The sequence below is a fragment of the Pseudarthrobacter sp. KH_020_B genome (genome assembly GCF_057840185.1).
This window is the reverse complement of sequence record NZ_CM174506.1, coordinates 1,100,063-1,120,014: the sequence shown is the minus strand read 5'-3', so window position 1 is coordinate 1,120,014 and position 19,952 is coordinate 1,100,063. Positions and strand designations below refer to the sequence as shown.

The 19,952-nt window shown below is 65.0% G+C and carries 19 protein-coding genes and 4 pseudogenes; 17 read left to right on the top strand and 6 right to left on the bottom strand.

Features of this window, described 5'->3' with window-relative positions; genetic code table 11:
* Positions 1-3: 3 nt before the first annotated feature.
* From AC3IT0_RS05375 to AC3IT0_RS05320, 12 genes and pseudogenes are all read left to right on the top strand, one after another.
* Positions 4-1,536: a mannitol dehydrogenase family protein gene (locus AC3IT0_RS05375; protein WP_489322740.1), complete on the top strand. Its 1,533-nt coding sequence runs from the start codon at positions 4-6 to the stop codon at positions 1,534-1,536.
* A complete protein-coding gene (locus AC3IT0_RS05370) occupies positions 1,533-2,585 on the top strand; it encodes an NAD(P)-dependent alcohol dehydrogenase (protein ID WP_489322739.1) in 1,053 nt (350 codons plus the stop codon). Before AC3IT0_RS05375 ends, AC3IT0_RS05370 begins: the two co-directional genes overlap by 4 nt.
* Positions 2,586-2,661: 76 nt before the next feature.
* A complete protein-coding gene (locus AC3IT0_RS05365) occupies positions 2,662-4,053 on the top strand; it encodes an MFS transporter (RefSeq protein ID WP_489322738.1) in 1,392 nt (463 codons plus the stop codon).
* Positions 4,054-4,134: 81 nt separating this feature from the next.
* Positions 4,135-4,506 carry a hypothetical protein gene (locus AC3IT0_RS05360; protein WP_489322737.1) on the top strand — a complete coding sequence of 124 codons (372 nt, stop codon included), beginning with the start codon at positions 4,135-4,137 and terminating at the stop codon, positions 4,504-4,506.
* A complete protein-coding gene (locus AC3IT0_RS05355) occupies positions 4,407-4,820 on the top strand; it encodes a bifunctional 4-hydroxy-2-oxoglutarate aldolase/2-dehydro-3-deoxy-phosphogluconate aldolase (protein ID WP_489323725.1) in 414 nt (137 codons plus the stop codon). The genes AC3IT0_RS05360 and AC3IT0_RS05355 overlap by 100 nt, the downstream gene beginning before the upstream one ends.
* The gene (locus tag AC3IT0_RS05350; protein ID WP_489322736.1) at positions 4,817-5,767 is read left to right on the top strand and encodes a sugar kinase; all 951 of its coding nucleotides are present in this window, start codon (positions 4,817-4,819) and stop codon (positions 5,765-5,767) included. Before AC3IT0_RS05355 ends, AC3IT0_RS05350 begins: the two co-directional genes overlap by 4 nt.
* A 13-nt stretch (positions 5,768-5,780) precedes the next feature.
* A complete protein-coding gene (locus tag AC3IT0_RS05345; RefSeq protein WP_489322735.1) occupies positions 5,781-6,845 on the top strand; it encodes a DUF4862 family protein in 1,065 nt (354 codons plus the stop codon).
* Positions 6,833-6,919, top strand: a pseudogene (locus AC3IT0_RS05340) (ArsR family transcriptional regulator); the annotation flags it as partial. The gene AC3IT0_RS05345 and the pseudogene AC3IT0_RS05340, both read left to right, overlap by 13 nt.
* Positions 6,920-7,223: 304 nt before the next feature.
* The gene (locus AC3IT0_RS05335) at positions 7,224-7,988 is read left to right on the top strand and encodes a tyrosine-protein phosphatase (protein ID WP_489322734.1); all 765 of its coding nucleotides are present in this window, start codon (positions 7,224-7,226) and stop codon (positions 7,986-7,988) included.
* Positions 7,981-8,106: pseudogene (locus AC3IT0_RS05330) on the top strand (hypothetical protein); the annotation flags it as partial. The gene AC3IT0_RS05335 and the pseudogene AC3IT0_RS05330, both read left to right, overlap by 8 nt.
* Before the next feature lie 136 nt (positions 8,107-8,242).
* On the top strand, positions 8,243-8,557 hold the full coding sequence (locus tag AC3IT0_RS05325) for a TetR-like C-terminal domain-containing protein (protein ID WP_489322733.1): 315 nt from the start codon (positions 8,243-8,245) through the stop codon (positions 8,555-8,557).
* A 53-nt stretch (positions 8,558-8,610) separates the two neighbouring features.
* Entirely contained in the window at positions 8,611-9,366 is a 756-nt protein-coding gene (locus AC3IT0_RS05320) for an ArsR/SmtB family transcription factor (RefSeq protein WP_489322732.1), read from the top strand.
* A 40-nt stretch (positions 9,367-9,406) separates the two neighbouring features.
* Here AC3IT0_RS05320 and AC3IT0_RS05315 read toward each other — a convergent pair whose 3' ends face one another.
* On the bottom strand, positions 9,407-9,769 hold the full coding sequence (locus tag AC3IT0_RS05315) for a hypothetical protein (RefSeq protein ID WP_489322731.1): 363 nt from the start codon (positions 9,767-9,769) through the stop codon (positions 9,407-9,409).
* 238 nt (positions 9,770-10,007) lie between these two features.
* Positions 10,008-10,361, bottom strand: coding sequence for a helix-turn-helix transcriptional regulator (locus AC3IT0_RS05310; protein WP_489322730.1), 354 nt, complete (start codon positions 10,359-10,361; stop codon positions 10,008-10,010).
* 120 nt (positions 10,362-10,481) lie between these two features.
* Here AC3IT0_RS05310 and AC3IT0_RS05305 point away from each other — a divergent pair.
* Positions 10,482-10,610, top strand: a pseudogene (locus tag AC3IT0_RS05305) (ArsR family transcriptional regulator); the annotation flags it as partial.
* Positions 10,611-10,697: 87 nt separating this feature from the next.
* Here AC3IT0_RS05305 and AC3IT0_RS05300 read toward each other — a convergent pair.
* Positions 10,698-11,018: a GYD domain-containing protein gene (locus AC3IT0_RS05300; protein WP_489322729.1), complete on the bottom strand. Its 321-nt coding sequence runs from the start codon at positions 11,016-11,018 to the stop codon at positions 10,698-10,700.
* A 247-nt stretch (positions 11,019-11,265) separates the two neighbouring features.
* Here AC3IT0_RS05300 and AC3IT0_RS05295 point away from each other — a divergent pair, with 247 nt between their 5' ends.
* Positions 11,266-12,843 (top strand): serine hydrolase domain-containing protein, encoded by a 1,578-nt coding sequence (locus AC3IT0_RS05295; protein ID WP_489322728.1) that lies wholly within the window; start codon positions 11,266-11,268, stop codon positions 12,841-12,843.
* A gap of 13 nt (positions 12,844-12,856) precedes the next feature.
* Here AC3IT0_RS05295 and AC3IT0_RS05290 read toward each other — a convergent pair whose 3' ends face one another.
* The gene (locus AC3IT0_RS05290) at positions 12,857-13,021 is read right to left on the bottom strand and encodes a toxin-antitoxin system HicB family antitoxin (protein WP_489323724.1); all 165 of its coding nucleotides are present in this window, start codon (positions 13,019-13,021) and stop codon (positions 12,857-12,859) included.
* Between the two features lie 146 nt (positions 13,022-13,167).
* On the opposite strand from AC3IT0_RS05290, the gene AC3IT0_RS05285 reads away from it, so the two are divergent.
* Both AC3IT0_RS05285 and AC3IT0_RS05280 read left to right on the top strand, forming a co-directional pair.
* Positions 13,168-14,934, top strand: a complete 1,767-nt coding sequence (locus tag AC3IT0_RS05285) for a hypothetical protein (RefSeq protein WP_489322727.1) — start codon at positions 13,168-13,170, stop codon at positions 14,932-14,934.
* 527 nt (positions 14,935-15,461) lie between these two features.
* On the top strand, positions 15,462-15,977 hold the full coding sequence (locus tag AC3IT0_RS05280) for an alpha/beta fold hydrolase (protein WP_489322726.1): 516 nt from the start codon (positions 15,462-15,464) through the stop codon (positions 15,975-15,977).
* A 95-nt stretch (positions 15,978-16,072) separates the two neighbouring features.
* Here AC3IT0_RS05280 and AC3IT0_RS05275 read toward each other — a convergent pair whose 3' ends face one another.
* Entirely contained in the window at positions 16,073-18,400 is a 2,328-nt protein-coding gene (locus AC3IT0_RS05275) for a PEP/pyruvate-binding domain-containing protein (protein WP_489322725.1), read from the bottom strand.
* A gap of 392 nt (positions 18,401-18,792) precedes the next feature.
* Between AC3IT0_RS05275 and AC3IT0_RS05270 the strand changes: the two are divergent.
* Positions 18,793-18,960: pseudogene (locus AC3IT0_RS05270) on the top strand (ArsR family transcriptional regulator); the annotation flags it as partial.
* Positions 18,961-19,011: 51 nt separating this feature from the next.
* Here AC3IT0_RS05270 and AC3IT0_RS05265 read toward each other — a convergent pair.
* The gene (locus tag AC3IT0_RS05265) at positions 19,012-19,923 is read right to left on the bottom strand and encodes an aminoglycoside phosphotransferase family protein (protein ID WP_489322724.1); all 912 of its coding nucleotides are present in this window, start codon (positions 19,921-19,923) and stop codon (positions 19,012-19,014) included.
* Positions 19,924-19,952 lie beyond the last annotated feature (29 nt).

The window sequence follows — 19,952 nt, the reverse complement described above, 5'->3', positions numbered from 1 at the left end:
CCCATGAATCCCGCCAGCATTCCCCCGCTCTCTGCCGCCATGCCTGGAATCCTGCGGCGCCAGGCCGCCCCGGCTCCCGGCATCGTCCATCTGGGCCTTGGCAACTTCCACCGTGCCCACCAGGCCGTCTACACGGACGCCGCCGTTGCATCCCACGGCGGAGACTGGGGCATCATCGGAGTCTCTAGCCGCTCCTCAGCCATCCCGGATGCCATGCACGCCCAGGACATGCTGTACACGGTGGTGGAGATCTCGCCTGTTGGTTCAAAGTTCTCGGTTCCCCGCGTCCACACGGACGCCTTTACGGCGGCCGGCAACCCGGACCGGGTGGTTCAGGTCATCGGCGACGCCGCGACGCGCATCGTCTCCCTGACAGTCACTGAAAACGGCTACCGCTACACGCCGGCCACCGGCTCACTGAACCTGCGGGACCCTGCCATCCGGCACGACCTCGACATCGCAGGTCCGCCCCGGACGCCCATCGGACAGATCGTCCGCGGCCTGCAGCACAGGGCCAGGACCCACGCGGAGCCCGTGACCATCCTCAGCTGTGACAACCTCGCGGACAACGGTCACCACACCCAGCGGCTGGTCCGCGAATTCGCCACACTCCTCTCCCCCGCCGAAGCCACCGAAACCCTGGCCTTCATCGACAACTGCACCACATTTCCGTCCTCCATGGTGGACAGGATCGTGCCGGCCACGACGGACCACTACCGCAACCTCGTTGCGGCCCAGGCCGGCTACACGGACCTCATCCCCGTGCCGGCCGAGCCGTTCACCATGTGGATCGTGGAGGACAACTTCATCGCCGGGCGCCCGGCCTGGGAGGCCGGCGGGGCCGTGTTCTCCAACGACGTCGCCGGCTACGAACAGCTCAAAGTCCGGCTGCTTAACGGCACCCACTCGCTGATCGCCTACGTCGGAGCACTCGCCGGCGCTGTCACCATCCCGGACTCCGTCGCCCACACCCACATCGAACTGGCCGCCCGCTCGGTACTGCGGAACGAATACCTTCCCAGCGTCGCGGTGCCGGCAGGGGTGGACGTCGACGCCTATGAGGAGCAGCTCTTTTCCCGTTGGCGGAACACCGCCCTGGGCCACCGGACCAGCCAGGTGGGCTCCGACGGATCCGTCAAACTCCGCCAGCGGATCCCGCTTCCGGCGCTGCAGATGCTGGACAACGGAGACATGCCGCAACTGCTGGCGCTCACTACAGCCGCGTACCTGACCTGCATCGCACCGCTCAACGGGTTTGACCCAGGCCCACAGGCCACCGCCATGGAAGACCCGGCCCGCGGACTGCTCTCAACCTTGGCAGGCCAGTCACGCTCCGGCCAGGAACTGGCAGAACGGGTCCTCGCCGGCCACCACCTCCTCGGCGACGAACTGGCCGGCCGGGCGGCCTTCATCAAACGCACAGGCGAACTCATCGACACACTGCACGCCCACGGCCCCAGCGCCGCGATCACCGAGGCCGGCACACCTTCCCGCCCCCATGCTTCTTCCCTCCAAACCACGCGGAGCACACCATGACCACCCAGACCTTCGCGCCTGGCGCGCGGACCGAACTTCCCACTACCACCGAGGCCGCCGTCCTGCACGGCGCGCTGGACATCCGCATTGAACACAAGTCCCTGCGGCCCCTCGGCCCCACCGACGTCCTGGTGGAGATGCGCTCCGGTGGCATCTGCGGCTCCGACATGCACTACTACGCCGACGGCCGCAACGGCACCAATGTCCTCACCCAGCCAACGGTGCTGGGGCATGAAGGCGCAGGAGTGGTCATCGCCGCAGGTTCTGACGCCATCGTCGCCGCGGGCACCGCCGTCGTCATCGAACCGGCGCTTCCCTGCCGAAACTGCCCCACCTGCCTTTCAGGCCGGTACAACCTCTGCCCCGCAGGAACCTGCTTCGGCTCACCTCCCACCGATGGGCTCTTTGCCCGGCACGTGGTGGTTCCTGAAGCTGCCGTCCACGCACTGCCCGCTGCGATCCCCGCCGAAATCGGAGCCGCGATCGAACCGCTCGCCGTCGCCGTCTGGGCAGTGGAACGCGCCCAGATCCAGGCCGGGCACCGCGTGCTCATCACCGGCGCGGGCCCCATCGGGTTGCTTGTGTCCCAGGTTGCTGCCGCCAAAGGTGCATCAGAGATCGTGGTGACAGACGTGAACGATGACCGCCTCGCCCTAGCCTCCAAATTCGGCGCGACCCGCACCATAAACACGGCCACGGCACCTCTGGACCTGACAAACATGGACCGCCTGATCGAATGCTCCGGCAACACGCACGCCTTGGCTGCCGGCATCCAGACCATGGCGCCGGCAGCTCGTGCCACAGTCGTCGGCCAGGCCCGGCCCACCGTGGACGGAATTCCGCTCGGCTTCCTCCAGCGCTACGAAATCGATCTCGTCACCGCCTTCCGCTACGCCAACGCATTCCCGACAGCAATCAAACTCGCCTCATCGGGAACCGTGGACCTGCCGTCCATCATCACCGCCACCTACCCGTTGGAAGAAGCCGTGGCAGCGCTCACCGCCCCCGCGGCGGACCCCAGCAACCTCAAAGTACTCATCACCTACTGAAAAATTACGGCTTCAGACCGGTCCGCGCCCAGTCCGAGGGCCGGCCCACGCAGCATCCATTCAAAGGAGTATGGACATGACCACAGCACACGTTCCACACAAGGAACTTGATCAAAGTAAGGTCCGTAAGGCAGCTCTTGCCGGCCTCATAGGGACAACACTCGAACTGTATGACTTCGTCATTTATGGGACGGCGGCAGCTCTCGTCTTCGGCGAGCTTTTCTTCCCCAACGAATCCCCGGCCGTCGCCATGATCGCAAGTTTCAGCACATTCGCGGTTGGATTCCTGGCCCGCCCCATCGGCGGAATCTTCTTCTCACACTTCGGTGATCGTCTCGGCCGCAAGTGGGTCCTCGTCACTACGTTGTTAATCATGGGCGGTGCCACGTTGCTCATCGGCCTGTTGCCAACCTACGACCAGATTGGCGTTTGGGCTCCGGTCCTCCTTGTTCTGTGCCGGGCGGGCCAAGGCTTTGGAGCTGGCGCAGAACAGTCCGGCGGTGCCACCCTCCTCACTGAATCCGCCCGTCTCGGCACGCGAGGCAAGATGGCATCCCTGATCATGGTGGGCGCCGCAGCCGGAACCGCACTTGGCGCGCTCGTTTGGATGGCCGCCCAGGCACTCGCCCCCGACGACATGATGAACTGGGGCTGGCGGCTTGTCTTCCTCTCCAGTATCTTCGTCACCATTGCCGCCATGGTCATCCGGCGCAAGCTGGATGAATCCCCGGTCTTCGAAGAGATCAAGCGGACCCGTGAAGAACCCCCCGCTCCGCTCAAGGAGGTCGCGAAGTTCGGCAAAGCCAACGTACTTCGGGTAACGATGATGACGTTCGGCGTCAGCGCACAGTCGTACACTATCCAGGTCTTCATGGCGACCTATCTGATCTCAATCGTCGGAGTGGACCGCAAATTCATCCCTCAGGTGCTCCTGATCGGTGCACTTTGCGGCGGTGTGGCGGCCGTGGCCTTCGGAATGCTGTCGGACAAGATCGGCCGCCGGCGCGTCGTCTCGCTCATCACTGGAGCGCTTGTTCTCTTCCCCGCACCCGCCTTCATGCTTCTTACCACCGGATCGCCCGTGGCCATCATTTTGGTGATGGTTGTCGGCTTTATGCTGGCCTGCCAGGGGGTTGTGGGCGTGCACATGAGCTACTTCCCGGAAATCTTCGGCAGCCGCTACCGCTACGCCGGCGTCACCTTGGGACGTGAATTCGCTTCAATCATTGGTGGAGGCATCGCCCCGATGATCTGCGCCGGACTCCTGGCAATGTTCAGCAACTCATGGATCCCGGTGGCCATCTATATGTCCTTGGTGATGCTCGTTAGCTTCATCGCGACCAGGATGACGCCCGAGACTCTCGACCGCGACCTCACCGACCCGGAAGATGCGAAGCCGGCCAACAACGCGGTCAGCCAAGCGAACGCAGCCATGACGGATGCAACCGTGGCACAGCACGTCAAGTAGACCTCTTGACTGCCCGACGGCGGCATTCGCCGCCGTCGGGCACGTCACCACTGCTCACCTGACCACCAGAAAGAACTATTCATGCAGCGCCTCAACGACCAAGGCATTCTTTTCCGCCCGGCCCCATCCTCCATCCTCAACGCAACGCGGGTGGTTGCCGTACTCCGTGCCTCCCATGCCTCGGAGTACGCCCCGATCATCGAGGCACTCCAGCGCGGCGGCGTACTGAGCATCGAACTGACCCTGAGCACTCCAGGGGTCTGGGACGAACTGCCCCGCCTGCAGGAGAGGTTCGGCGATGCCTGGAAATCGGCGTCGGAACCGTCACCGCTGCAGACGAAGCCGAAACCGCCCTGGATCTGGGCGCGGCCTACATCGTCACCCCCGTCACCGATCCTGACATTATTTCCGCCTGCGTCCGCCGCGGCGTGGCCGTCTACCCGGGCGGCCTGACGCCCACCGAACTCCACGCCGGATGGAAACTGGGCGCCACCGCCGTCAAGGTCTTTCCAGCCTCCACCGTGGGTGCCGGCTACGTCTCACAGCTCCGCGGGCCCTTTCCCGATATCCAGGTCATCCCTTCCGGCGGGGTGGACATCGACGACGTCCCCGCTTGGATCCAGGCCGGAGCACTTGCGGTCAGTCTGGGCGGGCCGCTGCTGGGCGATGCTTTCAAGGGCGGCGACCTGCAGGAGCTCACGGCGCGGGCACGGCGGGTCCGTGACCTGGTCGACCAGACCGCAGGCCAGCTCGGAGGAAGCCGGTGAACGCCGCGCCATACGTGCTCACGTTCGGGGAAACCATGGCGCTGATGCGTACTGACCAGATCGGCCCCCTCGCCCACGCCTCCACACTGAGCCTGGGCATCGGCGGCTGCGAATCCAACGTCGCCATCGGCCTCCAGCGGCTCGGCGTGCAGGCCGTCTGGTGCGGACGCGTAGGAGCTGACTCCCTGGGCAACCTGGTAGAGCGGGAAATCCGGGCCGAAGGCGTCGACGTTCGTGTCGCCGTCGACCCGTCCGCCCCTACCGGGCTGATGATCAAGGAACGCCGGACGCCAGCCACCCAACGCGTCAGCTACTACCGCGCCGGCAGTGCCGGATCCCGGATCACGCCGGAAGACATTGACGAACAACTCATTTCCGGAGCTGAACTGCTGCACGTCAGCGGCATCACCCCCGCACTCTCCCCGCAGGCGGAGGCAACCCTCAGGTATGCCGTGGACACGGCAAGAGCCCAAAACGTGACGGTCTCTTTTGACCTGAACTACCGTGGCAATCTGTGGTCCGCCGAAGGTGCACGACGCGTCTACCGGGACATCATCCCGCTCGCTGACATCGTGTTCGCCGGCGATGATGAAGCCGCAATAGCAGTCGGCGCCGGCGAGCCGGAGGAGCTGGCCCGGCGAATAGCTGCTTTGGGGCCAGGCCAGGCTGTCATCAAGCTCGGCGCAGACGGCGCCCTTGCCCTGATTGATGGCACGATATTCCGCCAGGCAGCGGTCACCGTTGACGCCGTAGACACTGTGGGTGCCGGTGATGCTTTCGTCGCCGGATACCTGGCCGAATTCGTCACCGGCTGCGGGCCGCAGGACAGGCTCAAAACCGCAGCAGCAACCGGGGCGTTCGCCTGCCTCGTCCCGGGAGACTGGGAAGGCCTCCCCCGCCGGCACGAACTACCCATGCTCCAGGCGCGCGAACCTGTAAGCCGCTAAGAGCCCGCACACCATGGAGACGATGATGACTAAAACAATCGGGGACCAAACCCCCTATTTCGTTGGCGCCTATGCCGCCGCGCCAAGCCTCACCGGGTGGGATCCCGGTGCCGAAGGGAGGTTCCTGGCTTCCGTCCTTGCCCTGGACGGTGTGGCCGGCCTGGAAGTTCCCTTCACGGGGGAGCTGCACAAAGACGACGAGGCCTGGTTTCTGCGACAGCTCCCCGAGGATGCCCGCTTTGTGGTGACGACGATCCCCGGGACCATGGCCAGGCTTCAGGCCGACAAGAGCTTTGGACTTGCCTCAACTTCCGTGTCCGGGCGAAGGTCAGCCCTGGATTTCGTCAAGGAAGCGCTGGACGCGGTGAAGCGGCTAAACGAGCACCTGGGGAGGCCCGCCGTCGTAGCCCTGGAACTGCACGCCGCCCCCGTAGCGGTCAGGGATGCCGCGTCCGCCGTTGCCCTGGAAGCGTCGCTGATCGAACTGTCTGACTGGGACACGGCCGGCGCCCGCCTCGTCCTGGAGCACTGCGACGCCCTGATGCCAGGCCAGGCGCCGGCCAAGGGGTTCCTTGGCCTGGAAGCGGAGGCCGAAGCGGTTCAACGGGCCAACGAGGCCACGGGGAAATCGACGGGCATTGTGATTAACTGGGGCCGGTCTGTCATTGAGCAGCGACGGCCTGAAGCCGCCGGCGAACATATCGCCTACCTCCGTGATCGTGGCCTTCTGCGCGGCGTTGTATTTTCCGGATGCGCCAGCGTGGACACGAGGTTCGGCGAGGCCTGGGACGATATCCATGTCCCGCCGGCTACTGCCGGTGCCGGCGCTGAGGGCTCCAACGGCCCCTCGGACCACCACCTCCTGGAGCCCGCCTCGCTGCTGACCCCCGACCGGATCGAGGAGTGCCTGCAGGCCGCTGGTACGCTGCCGGAAACAGGCTTCCACGCAATCAAAGTGGCAGCTCCGCCGAACGCCAGTGTGGATCAGCGGGTCAGCGTCATCTCGCAGACCCTGGCCGCGGTGCAGCAGGGCTCGCCAAGCCGACCGCGTCTTGCCGGAGCCCCGGCGAACGGATGATCCTCTCCGGCCTGAAGACCTGGCTGGAAACCGGCGAAAAGCTCACCGCCCCTGGCTCACTCATGGACACCTAAAGGGTAACCGCCGTACCACCCCGATCTATTTCGGCCGCGCCGCTCCACCAGGCCAGCGTCATGGCCTCGAAGGAACCGGCCTTCGAGGCCTCCGACGCGCAGGGCCCGGAGGCTCTCGAAGAAGGGGTCAGGGCCCTAGCGGATGCTCCGCTGGCCGGCGAACCGGGTGCAGCATTCAACTATGCCAGCGTCAACTTTTTGTTCGGTTGCATGGCTGATTTGCGCAGTTGCTACGGGGCTCAGTCCTGACCACAGCCGGCGCTGCCGGAACATCGGAAACGACTCCCGCACCCTGTCCACCGTCTTGGCGACCACTGTACTGAGTACCGGTGTCAACCTCCGGGATCTCGGCGGCCTGCCCGTCGACGGCGGCATCACCCGCACCGGCGTGCTGCTGCGCAGCGATGACGTCTCCGTCATGCCGGCTGCTTTCGCCCGGCAAATGGTGGACGACGGCGTCCGGCACGTCATCGACCTCCGTTCACCGGAGGAGGTGCTGTTCACGGGCCGTGGCCCCCTCACGGCGCCGGGTGTCAACCACCACCACCTGGCCTTGACGGCTTCTGTGGCTGCCCCGGAGGACATCGACCGGGAGCTCATGTCCGCCTCGACTACGCCGCAACAGGTGGGTGCCTGGTACGCGAACCTCCTGGAAAGCCAGGCCGGTCAGCTCGCTCTGGACGTCACACTGGTGGCCATGGCCGACGGAGCCACCGTTTTCCATTGCGCGGCCGGCAAGGACCGCACGGGCGTGTTCGCCGCCGTCGTACTTTCTGCCCTGGGCGCCACCCAGGAGCCCATTTCCGCCGACTATGCCGAGACTTCCACCCGACTGCCGCGGCTGTTCCCGCGGCTGCGGGCGATCATGGGCGGGCTGATGCCGGAGTCCGCCATCGGCGAGGGAACTGAACAGGGTGCCATGATGGGCGCACATTCGGCCTCCATGGATGCGATGCAGCGAATCCTGATCGAACGCCACGGAAGTGTGCTGGAGCCGGTGCGGCGGGCCGGCCTGGGCGAGGCCACGATCGCGCAGCTCCGCGGCAGGCTGGTGGCCGCCGATGCTTGAGGTTGTGTCGGAATCGGACCGCCGCCCCGGGAGGCCACGTGACACGTCGCTGGAGACGACCGTGCTGTCCGCTGCCGTGGACCTGTTGCTCGAACGGGACACCCGCGACGTGACGATCTCCGCCATCACTGAACGGTCCGGCGTCAGCCGGGCCGCGCTGTACGGCGGCCCTGGACAGCGTCCGTTCGGGGATCGAACTGAAGCGCGGCGCCTCGAGCCTGGAGACGATTCTGAACGCCCACGAGGAAGCGTCGGTGGCCCTCGAGGATCGTGTGGGGACCCTGGTCAAGAAGCGCGTGGCCATGGGTCTGAAGAACGAACAGCTCCGCGTGCTGTCCTGGAACCGGCACGTTTCCCGGCGCCGCGAGCCCGTGGCCGCCGAGATCCGGCACTGCATCGAGACCGGGGAGCTCTCGCCCGACGTCGATATCGAAGCCATGATCGACCTCATCAACGGCATGTACTACTACCAGTTCGTAGTGCGGGCCCCGTCCGATGCCGAGGAAGCGCGGACCCGGGCCCGGGCAGCGGTGAAGCTGGTGTGGGAAGGGGCGATGAAGCGGTCCTGAATCCGGTCACAAAACCATTGACATGTGACCAAACGGTCACCTATTCTTGAACCGTGGACGCCGTATTCAAGGCACTCTCCGACCCCACCCGCAGGGAGCTGCTCGATGAGCTCTTCCGCGAGGACGGGCAGACGCTGAGCGCGCTGGAGGCCCGGTTCGACATGACCCGTTTCGGGATCATGAAGCACCTCAGGATCCTTGAGGAAGCCGGACTGGTGGTCACCCGCCGTCGTGGCCGCGAAAAGCTGCATTTCCTGAATCCGGTGCCCATCCGGCTGGTCCACGACCGCTGGGTCAGCAAATATGCACAACCATGGGCCGCTGCCCTCAGCGACCTTAAATCCAGATTGGAAAGTCCCATGGAAAAGATCTTCGAAATCTACATCAAGACCACGCCGGAACGGCTCTGGGAAGCCATCACGGACAGCGATATCCGCAGCAAATACCAGTTCGGCAACAGCATCAAGTCGGACTGGACACCGGGGAGCCGCTTCGAGATGGGCAATCCGAAGGCCGGCGGAGCGCTCCTGGGCGAGGGCGAAAACATCGAAGTGGACCCGCCCCGCAAACTCGTCCAGACCATGACCGCGCTCTGGGGCGAGGACGTCAAGGCCGAAGGCACCTCCCGCATCACCTGGGAGATCGAACCGGTGGGCGATTCCTGCCACCTCACCGTCACGCACGACGAGCTCCGCGAAGGCGCCAACGACGAACTCTACGGCGGCTGGCCGATGATCCTCTCCGGCCTCAAGACCTGGCTGGAAACCGGTGAAAAGCTCACCACCCCGGGTTCCCTCATGTATACCTGAGTCAGCCGGCGGCGCCCAACCCGGGCGCCGCCTGGTCCGATTACAGCTGCCTGCGTGCCGAGCTGCCAGCAATGAGATCTTCGGCGCGAGCGGCCACCACGGCGGGCAGGTGCGCGAGGCGCTCGGGAACCGACGTATGCGCCTCCGCCGCGGCAACGAGGAGGCCCGTTACGGCGGAGCGGGCTTCCTCGACGTCCATCCCCCAACTGCCAGCCTCCCTCACAAGATGGTCCAGGGTGATGTAGTTCAGCCGGGCCTGACCGGCCACTGAATGCCCTGCATTGGAGCTGCGAGCATAGAGCAGCAGCGTCGGCGCGGCATCATAAAGGGGCGCTAACTGCACCTCGCCCGTTTCCCGGATCAGCACCGATGGGATGGGCGTCACCGTTGCCGATGAGGACATTGAATGCCACAGCCTTCAACAACTCAATCTTGAATGCAGCAGCATTTCGGCTGTGCGTCGACGCGATCGCTGCCACTTGCGCGAGGCGTGACGGTGCCGCGGTCGACTGATCGTACTTTGCCGCAGACGCAATCCCCCGAACCTGCCGGGAGGTAGTCAAGCCGCGGACGCAACGACGTTCCCGTGAGCCAGGCAATCCGCCGGCCATGCAGCCAGACGGCCAGCCGCTCATTCCGCCTCACTGCTTGACGTCCAAACGTGAAAACCGCGGAATAAGGGCAATGTCCCGCTCAAGGGCCCGCACCGCCGCGATAGCCGTCTCCAAGGAAACATTCTCGCCCTGTTCCAGGCGGACGATGGTGTGACGGCTCGCGTTGATGAGCTCGGCCAAGCCGCTCTGCGTCAGCTTTCGCTCCTGACGCGCGCTACGGACCGACGCGCCAAAGGATTTCGAATCCATGGCGCGGAAGAACGGAGTTTCAGCCGGATGTTCCATATATTCACCACAACAGGCATGAGAACCAAATGTTGAAAATAGTGAACATTCGTAGCTACTTCTGAAATGTTCACGATCTTCACCATGACCGGTCACGCACCGTCGGCACCCAACCCGGCTGCCGCCGTACCGTGACGGGGCGGGTATCTGAAGCAGCACGTCCTCACGCCCCTGGAGATGGCCCACAGCCATCCGACCCGGGCCGCCGCACGCGAGGACAACATCGAAGTGGACCCGCCCCGCAAACTCGTCCAGACGATGACTGCGCTCTGGGGCGAGGACGTCAAGGCCGAGGGCACCTCCCGCATCACCTGGGAGATCGAACCGGTGGGCAACTCCTGCCACCGTCACCCTAAGGCGACATGCGGCGCGCAACCCGGGCGCCGCCGTCGTAATTCCCGACGGCGGCCCGCTGGCCAGGTGCCGTGCGCTCTACTGCCCCGGAGCACGGTATGACGGAGTCTTTTTGACCGCTTCGTCAATATCTTCCACCGTCATGAGCGGCTTCAAGCGCACGTCCACGTTGCCGGTGGAGTTGATCATCAGCGAAAGGGCTGCTGCGCCCGCCTGGTCCGGCACATCCAAGACGCCGAGGACGTCAGTGTCCCCGAAGGCGTAGTAGAAGCTCTCAAGCGATCCTCCTACGGAACTGAGCGCCTCCACCAGCGCTTCTCGCCTTTTGGTTCCGCCTTCGCGCATGAGTCCCTTGATTCCGTCGCCCACGTAGTTTGCTTCAAACAGATACTTGGTCATGGTCATTCCTGTCCCGTAATGTCCAGGACGCGGCATCCCAGCGTGTGCCTGATACCCATCGAGGGGTGGATCCTGGCCGGTCCCCGAGCGGGGCCGTGGGCACAGCGTAGGCCCACGGCCCGAGCACTGACAACACCTTCCGCAAACTGCCGTTTGAGCGTCCGCCCACGCCCGGCAGGCATGCATTGTTTTCTTTTCAGCAACGCCATACCGTGAAGGGACGGTCAGCCGAAGTGCAGGTACGGGCATGCGAACTATTTCCTGGTCAGCGCGCTGCCTCCTGTTGTGCCTCGTGGCCGTAGGGGTCCTCGGAGGCGCCACCACGCCGGCACCGGACCCGGCCCGCCCGCCAGCCACAGAACCCGCGGATCCCGGGCAGACGTACGACGCGCTGGATGGCTTCCTGCGGGAGCAGATCGACGCCCTCGGGATTCCCGGCGCCGCCATCGCCGTCGTGCGTGACGGCGTCCAGGTGCACTCCGCCGCGTTCGGCCGCGCCGACGATTCCGGCCGGCCGATGACCGCCCAGACGCCGGTCCTGCTCGCCTCCACCAGCAAGTCCCTCACGGCCATCGCCGTGATGCAGCAGGTGGAGGCCGGCCGGCTGCAGCTCGATGAGCCGGTTCGGACCTACCTGCCCTGGTTCACCCTGGACGACACCCGCTCGCACGCCATCACGATCCGCCACCTGCTCCACCAGGCCAGCGGCATGTCGTCCAAAGACACCGCCTTCGAAGCCTCCGACGCGCAGGGCCCAGAGGCCATCGAAGAAGGGGTCCGCGCCCTGGCAGGTTCCGCGCTGGCCGGCGAACCGGGCGCGGCCTTCCACTACGCCAGCGCCAACTTCAACATCCTGGGCCTCCTGGTCCAGACGGTCTCCGGCCAGCCGTTCGGGGACTACCTGAAGCAGCACGTCTTCGGGCCCCTTGAGATGACGCACAGCCATCCGACGCGGACCGCCGCGCGCGCGGACAACGCCGCCGCCGGCTACTCGCTGTGGTTCGGCTCGTTCTGGCGCCAGACTGACGTGCCGGCACCCACCACCGGCATGCCGTCGTCCACCCTCTTCGCCTCGGCCGAGGACCTGGGACACCAGCTGATCGCACTGCTCGACGGCGGGCGGTACGGCGATGCCCGGATCCTCCAGCCCGGGAGCGTGGCGGCGATGTTCGAGCCCCGGGTGCAGGTAGACGGGTCCAAGGGGTATGCCATGGGGTGGTTCACCCGGCCGCTCGTGGAGTCCGCCGATCCCGCGGCGCAGCCCGTCCCGGAGGAGGCGTTGCCGCGGCTCGTGGAGCATCAGGGCGAATGGGGCAACAGCCACACCTACCTGGCCATGGTTCCGGAGTCGGGGCTCGGCGTCGCCCTGGTCATCAACGGCAACGACACCGCTGCCCCGTCGAGGCTCAAGGCCATCGACACCAACATCCTGCGGATTCTCCACGGGCACTCCCCCGTCCCCGCCGTCGTATTCGAGGACTGGCTCCAGCGGTACAGCTGGGCGGTGGCGATGGCGCTGCTGCTGGCGGAGCTGGTGAGCCTGTGGCTGGCGCTCCGGTTTTTGGTGCGGCGGCGGGCTCGATCCCTGGCTCGGTGGGGTCCTTTGGCGTGGGGCGCCGCGGCTCTCGTCCTCGACGGGTTCGCCCTTTGGCTGTGCCTCGTCTACGCCCCCGCCCGGTTCGACACACACCTTTTCGTCATCATCCGCCAGTTTCCCGACGTCGGCATCTCGCTGGTGCCGGTGCTCGCGTTGGCGCTCCTCTGGCCGATTCCGCGCTCGGTCTGGCTGCTGCAGAAAATTCTTACGGCTAAGCGTTCGTTGTAACCGGCCGGTTCCCTCAGGCCGTCAAAAGCTCCGTTGCGTACTTATTCAGAGGAACTCCGTGGTTTGCGGCTTCCATCGCCAGCTTTCGGTGTAGCTCAGGGGATACCCGAAGGTTGAGCCTGCCGCTAAATGTTTGGCTGGAAATGGGCTGAGGCACTGGTTCGCCAGACTGGGTCATTTCCTCAATCACAGCGGACACTAAACGTTCGATGCCACGGAGAGCCTCGAACTGATCCTCGTCCAGCCACGACAACGAAGGGAACTCGAGGACACTGGCGACGAACTCCTCGTCCTCTGGTGACCACTGCACTGAGTAACGGTACTGTGCAACTTTGGACGGAGCGGATACATTTCGAGTGGACATCCAGTGAGGCTACGCCTCTGACCGCCGAGGTGGGTGGCTGGCTGTCGCTGATGACGCCCGGTCTGCTGCGGTGCATTCTGGTGGTATCGGAGGCGCGCTTAGGGGATGCGGTGATTGTGGTGGTTGGTGTCAATGAGGTCCTCGAGGGCCACGTGGCCCTGGACGTCCAGTGCTTGGACCGGATCTATCTCAACGGCTACGTCCCGACCCTGCAGGTCGGTGGCCAGGTCGTTTCGTTCATGACCAGGCATCTGGGCTATCGGATCCCTTCCCCGGCGATCCTGGAAAAGATCGGCACCAACTTCCGCCGCTCAGTGAATTCCTTCGCCGAGGACAACCACATCCCGCTGATCCGCTTCGCCAAGGAAGACCGGAAGATAGACGTGATGCGCCGGCACCTGACCGCCCAGGAGAGGACCGGCCGGTCCGGGGTCGCCGCGATCGGCGTGGCCCAGGAATACCAGAACGTCTTCGCCTCGACCCAACGCCAGGGCACCAACGGAATCCCGTGCTTCGGCTTCCACAAGGCAGACCGGCGGGTCACGTGCTTCTACTTCTATCTCTGGGACACCGACTTCGGTCCGGCATTCATCAAGGTGTCCGCCTACTTCCCGTATCCGATCAAGGTCTGGGTCAACGGCCACGAGTGGGCCAAACGCCAAGCCGTGAAGGCCGGGATCGCCTTCACCGCCCTGTCCAACGGGTTCGCAACCTGCGAGGATCCGCAGGCGCTGCAGGAGATCTGTGACCGGCTCGGCCCGGGCACCATCGAGGTCTTCTTCCAGCGCTGGCTCGCCGTGCTGCCGCTGCCGCTGACCGATCACGACGCGGACGCCGGGTACTGGTGGGAACTGTCCATGCGCCAGATCGAGATCTCCAGGACCCTGGTCTTTGACGCGCCCCGCCGAGCCCGCGCTTTCTTCGAGGCACTCGTCGCGGACAACCTCGATATCGGCCGACCCGACAGCGTCGAGCTGATCTTCACCGGGCATGCGCCCCACAGCCGCCCCGGACGCCCGCCCGACCCCGGACTCTGCAAGACAAAAATTGTCACCCGGGATACCGACGTCACCGTCAACGCGTTCTACAAACACTCCCGCGTCAAGCAATACCTCAAAGACGGCCGCGCACTGCGTATCGAAACCGTCGTGAACTCGCCCGATGACCTACGCTGCCACCGCCGCCTGGAACATCTGGACGAGCTGCAGACAAAAGCCCGTGACATCAACGCCCGCCTGCTCGATACTGAACGTGTCGGGCAGGGCTGTGTCCTTGCGAGCCCAGCCTTTGAGCGGGTCGCACAGTCCACCCTCACCGAGGATGGCAGGAGGGCCGCGGCCTTGCGGTTCGGCGATCCACGGGTCATGGCCCTGCTCGGCGCCTTATGTATCAGCCTCACCGCCCTCGGATTCACCCATCGGAGCCTGCGTGCCCGGGTGAACCATCTGCTGGACAGCGGCTACAGCGCCAACCAAATGAGCTACGACCTCGCACGCCTGCGCCGCAACGGACTCATCGAACGCCGGCCACACAGCAACACCTACATTCTCACGGCCGAGGGCCAACGCGTTGCCCTGTTCTACACCAAGGTCCACAACCGGCTCCTGCGACCACTGCTGGCCGCCGACAAACCGCCGGCACCGGCACCACTACGTCAGGCCCTGGCCACCATCGACCGCCACATCAACGGCTACATCGACGACGCCCGGATGAAAAACGCTGCCTAAAACTCAAGACAAACATCAAAGTTCTGACCCCCAAGGAACGCTAGTTCTCCTTACTCCGATCGATGGCGGCTATGGCTTGCTTCACCTGGTAGGGCTTCGCCTTGCCATGCTTGTTTTGAAGATTGATTCTGGGATCACCCTCCCATGGCATCTTGAAGATTGCGTTGTGGCTGCCAGTGCCAGATCTTGGCTCGCCAAAGTAATGAGTGCAAAGCAATGGTGCCACTTTTGGCACCGTCGCTCAAGGTGTCCTCCACCAATCAGAGCGCTGCCGAATCGTACGGGCCGACGACGGCATCCAGGAGGGCGCACCGGCACCGGTCCCGGCTCAGCCGCAACCAGTGCCCGGAGCAGGTGGCACAGGATACGACGGCGTTCCTCAGGTCCCTCGTTTGAGGACCGTTCCCCCGCCAGCAGGCCACCCTGATCCGGCCCAGCATCACGTCGTTGACCGGCTGGCAGATCGGGAGTCTAATCGGAAGAAGATGGCGCTGCTCGCGCTGACTTACTCATTTTCGGGGTGGATCATGCCCGCTGGAGTAGATGTTCGGGAGGGCCGGCTGAAGGTTCCCGGTGGCAGTGTCTGGTACCGCGTCGTCGGTGACGGCCATGCCACACCGCTGGTCGCTGTTCACGGCGGCCCAGGTGCCACCCAAGACTATCTTGAACCTTTGGAAGCCCTGGCCGATGAGCGGCCAGTGGTTTTTTACGATCAGTTGGGTGCGGGAAAATCGGATACTCCCGACGAAATCGAAATGTGGAACAACGAACGCCTGGTTGACGAGCTGGGCAGGATCCTTGACGGCCTCGCGTTGGGCCCGGTCCACCTCCTCGGCCAGTCGTGGGGGACGATCATCGCGACCGGGTATGCCCTCCGGACGCCGAAAAGGCTGGCGAGCCTGGTCCTGGCGAATCCATGCCTGAGCCTGCCCCGCTACGCCGGCCGGTGCAGCGGCGCTCCGCGCGGCCCTGTGAGCGGATGCAGGGGCCCCAGCGAGTTCCAAATAACTGGCATCCACAAGGGCACAAACAGTTTGCTTTGATGGGTGACGTAAGGGCCGTCGTCGACCTCTACCTGGGGAACCGCCCTCGGCGGGTTCCGGGCACCCCTCGTGCTGAAAGGACAGGCCAAGGGCTGTCAGTTGTGGAGAGTGATCGCCCCAGTCGTTCCATTGACCGTGACTAGGGCCCCGTCGCGGATAATCTTCGTGGCGTTGCCCGTGGCGACTACAGCGGGGATCCGCTGTTCGCGGGCGATGATCGCCGGGTGGGACAGGGCGCCGCCGGCGTCGGTAATGACAGCGCCGATTGTTGCGAAAACCGTCGACCAGGAGGACCGCGTGGTTGGGCAGACGAGCACGTCGCCGGGCTGGATCCGGGAGAACTCCCGCTCGCTGGCGATGATGCGTGCCGAACCCGTGTAAGTCCCGGACGACGCCGGTGTGCCCCTCAGGATGCCCTGGTCCGCCGCCTGTGCCCGGGAGCTCTCTTCCGGTGCGACTATCCGCTCGCCGGCGCGCATCATCAGCTCCATCATTTCGCGCACATCGGCAGGCAGCCATCTGGTGTTCGGAGGGGGCGGCGGGGGCGTCCCGTAGCTCGCCGGTCCGGGATGGGCAAGGATCCAGGCACGTTCGCCGCGCCTGCGCCGGACGGCGGTTCGCACGTCCCCGGACTTGCCGCCCAGCCACTCCTGGACTTCATCCGCAGTGGAGTAGAAGACGTCATCGACCGCCGTGATCGCACGGGCGCGCTGCATCCTGCGGCCAGCTTCGAGGACCGCGTACCGCGCGAGCGCCAACGGGGAGTCCAACGTGTAGAAGACGTTGTGTTCCCTGAGCGGGTAGGCCCGGAGGGCACGCTCCAGCAGGGTGTTGAATCTTTCCAGCGCCTGGCCGTTCAGCTGGGTTCGTGCCCGGGCCGCGGTCTCCTCGCGCAGCCGCCGCTGCTCCGACGCCGGGTCGCCCCTGCTGGCGCCTTCCATAGCTTCGAGCTGCGCGGCGATGAGCCCGGAGCACTCCCCAAAAGTTGGCTCGGCAAGCTCGATGGAGAGAACTCGTGCGCCATAGACGCGCCGGTACTCCTCCAAGGCCCGCTCTTTCGACGCCGGATCGAGTCTTCGGTCTGCAAGGCGGCGAAGTTCCCTGGCCGGCTCGGAGGACATCTCGGAGGTGCCAGCCAGCAGGTTCAGAACCTCGGGGTAGTCCCACCCGAGGTGCTCCTCGCAGAAGAACTCGAGACGAGTCGTCTCGAGGAACTGGGGCATGGACGTGAGGAAGTGCAGTGGCACCGTTTCGGCCAGGAACTCGCGTATCGCGGCCAGATGGGAGGCCAGCTGTCCGTTAGTGAGGCCACCTAAGTCCTTGTCCCTGAGGCTCTCGATCCGCGCGCGGAGCCGGTGCACATGGCCGTCGTTCCATTCGTCGACGACGCGCATGGTGAGGTCCTCTTCGCGCTGCTGCCGTGCGGCGCGGATGCGGCGCCGTCCCTCAGGCACCAGGCGGAGGATCAGGGCCAGCGCCCAGCCCGGCAGGGGCGGGGTCTTGTCGCTTCGGGGCTCCATCCCCAGCGGGAGCATCCCCATGTACGTCCAGCCGCCGATCTCGCGGAAGTCGAACTGCGCAATGAGACCGAAGCGCTCGGCCATTTGTTGCATGCCGGGGGTGATGTCCACGATCGAGGCTGTCATCGGTGTGGACGGGGTGGCCGCATGGGTGGTTTCGCGTTCCCAGTACCCGTGCGGCACGATGACCGGCACCTGCACCGGTTCCACCAGCGTGGTGATGGGTCGGGCCTGCAGCAGGTAGAGCTGCCCGCCGGCGAGGGCCCATTCGATGTCCTGGGGAGCGCCTTCGGCGGCTTCCACCTTCCGCGCGAGCTCGGCGATGCGTTGGGCATCATCCGGGCTGATCGCGTCGGTGGCGTCGTCGCTGTAGGCGGTGCCGTCGGCTTTCACGGTCCATGACTGCGGGGTGAGCTCACCGGAGACGAGCCGGTCGCCGAGCCCGGGCACGGCGTTCACGATCGCCTCGTCCCTGGCACCGCTGACGGGGTTGACGCTGAATGCCACCCCGGCAGCGTCCGCGTGGACAAGCTCCTGGATGAGAACTCCCATGGGCGCGCCGTCCGCGGAGTCCAGGACATCCCGGACGGCTGCGGCCAGCGCGTCCCTGCCCCGCACTCCGAGGACTGTTGTGTATTTACCGGCTGATGACTCCTCTGCGGTGTCTTCGTCGCTGGAGGAGGAGCGGACGGCGAGGTCGACGTCCCCGAGGAAGTCGCGGACTGACCTGTCCGCCAGGTCGAGTTCCTCCGGTGTGAAGTCCGTGCCGTCGGCGGAGAGGACGATCCCGGCGGGGATCTTGAAATCGCCAGCCTTCGCAAGGCGGGCGAGTGCGGCTGCCTTTCTCCCCCAGAGGGCGGGGTCGGCGGGCTGGAGATCCTTAAGTGCTGCGACGGTTCTCATGTCCTGACCCTTCCCGCAAAGGGAAGGCTCCGTTGACTTCCCACACGACCAGAATGCCACGCAACGGATCCATTCTGTAGGGTGGATCCTTCAGTCTCTTGTAGGCCCAGGATTTTCACACCAGCAGCGTGGCTTCCCGAATCGTTGTCCAAACCGGAAGGGTTCCGCACTTAGCGTCCCATGTGTAATGCCGTGGATGCTGCCTTGTCCGCCGCAGCCTTTTCCGCAGCTTTTCGGCCACAACCCGTTTGGAGTCAGCCTCCGTCATCCACACCAGGCGCTGATCGCTGCCCATGGTGCAAACCCAGGACTGGTTGTTGTACTGGCGCGTCTCAGCAGCCGTGAGGCAGGCGGACTTTGTCGGGTTCGTTGCAGTTGGCGTGGGCGAAGCCGTCGAACCGGTCGCCGATTCCTGCCACCTCACCGTCACCCACGACCAGCTCCGCGAAGGCGCCAACGACCAGCTCTACGGCGGCTGGCCCATGATCCTCTCCGGCCTGAAGACCTGGCTGGAAACCGGCGAAAAACTCACCACCCCCGGCTCCCTGATGTACACCTGAGGCGTTCCGTAAACCGATCCGTTTTATCGGGATACTTGCCGGGTCTCGGCGTTACACCTCGTCCGTGTCCCGCAGAATCAGTTGAAGCCTGCGAACGCATTCCTGTGCAAAGTCCGGCCAGGTGGACCAGTAATAGGGAACCCCCGACAGCGAGATGGCCAACGCCCAGGCACGAGCGCGCATCCGCGTGTTTTTGTCGAGGCCCAGTTCCTCGGCGTACGCATGCCTGGCTTCGGCCGGGAGATCCCAGATCGCGGCGTGCTCGCAGGTCGGAGCACCGACCGAGAGGCCGCCGAAATCGACCACGCCCACCAGCACGCTGTTTCGGACCAGGAGGTTGGAGGGCTTGAGGTCGGTGTGCATCCAGGTGTGCGAAAGCTGCGGTTCATCGAGTTCCATCGCCGCTTGCCAGATGGACTGCAGGCGGTCGAGATCCAAGTGGAGTCCTCCTATTCTGCGGCAGGCATCGAGGTTCTCTAACGTCCCGGTGGAGAGGTCCTGCAGACTGCCGCCACGGTACGACAACAGCGGCTCCACCCGCCGTGCGCCCATGAGGTCGAGGCTGTGGAGGTCGCGGACGAAGCCAGCCAAGTCCCGGCCGAGCCGGGATAGATCCTGCTCACCGTCCGGGTTCAACTCTGTACCGTCGACCCACCGGTAGACCGACCAAGGGAACGGGTAGCTTTCATCTGGCCTGCCGATGGCGACAGGCTCGGGAATACTGAGCGGAAGGTGCGGCGCAAAGCGCGGCAGCCATTTCTGTTCCTTGGCCACATCGGCTGCGGTGCCGGACGTACGCGGCAACCTCACCACCAGATCATCACCCAGGCGTAACATGCGATTGTCTGTGCCTTCCCCAGCAGGCGAGAGGGCCAGGTGCTCCCAATCCGGGAACTGGTGATCAATGAGTCGACGGACTATCTCTTCATCGAGGTTAACTTCGTCCGCATGTATCGAGGCCATGTCTCTAACTCAAACACAGGCCAGGTGCC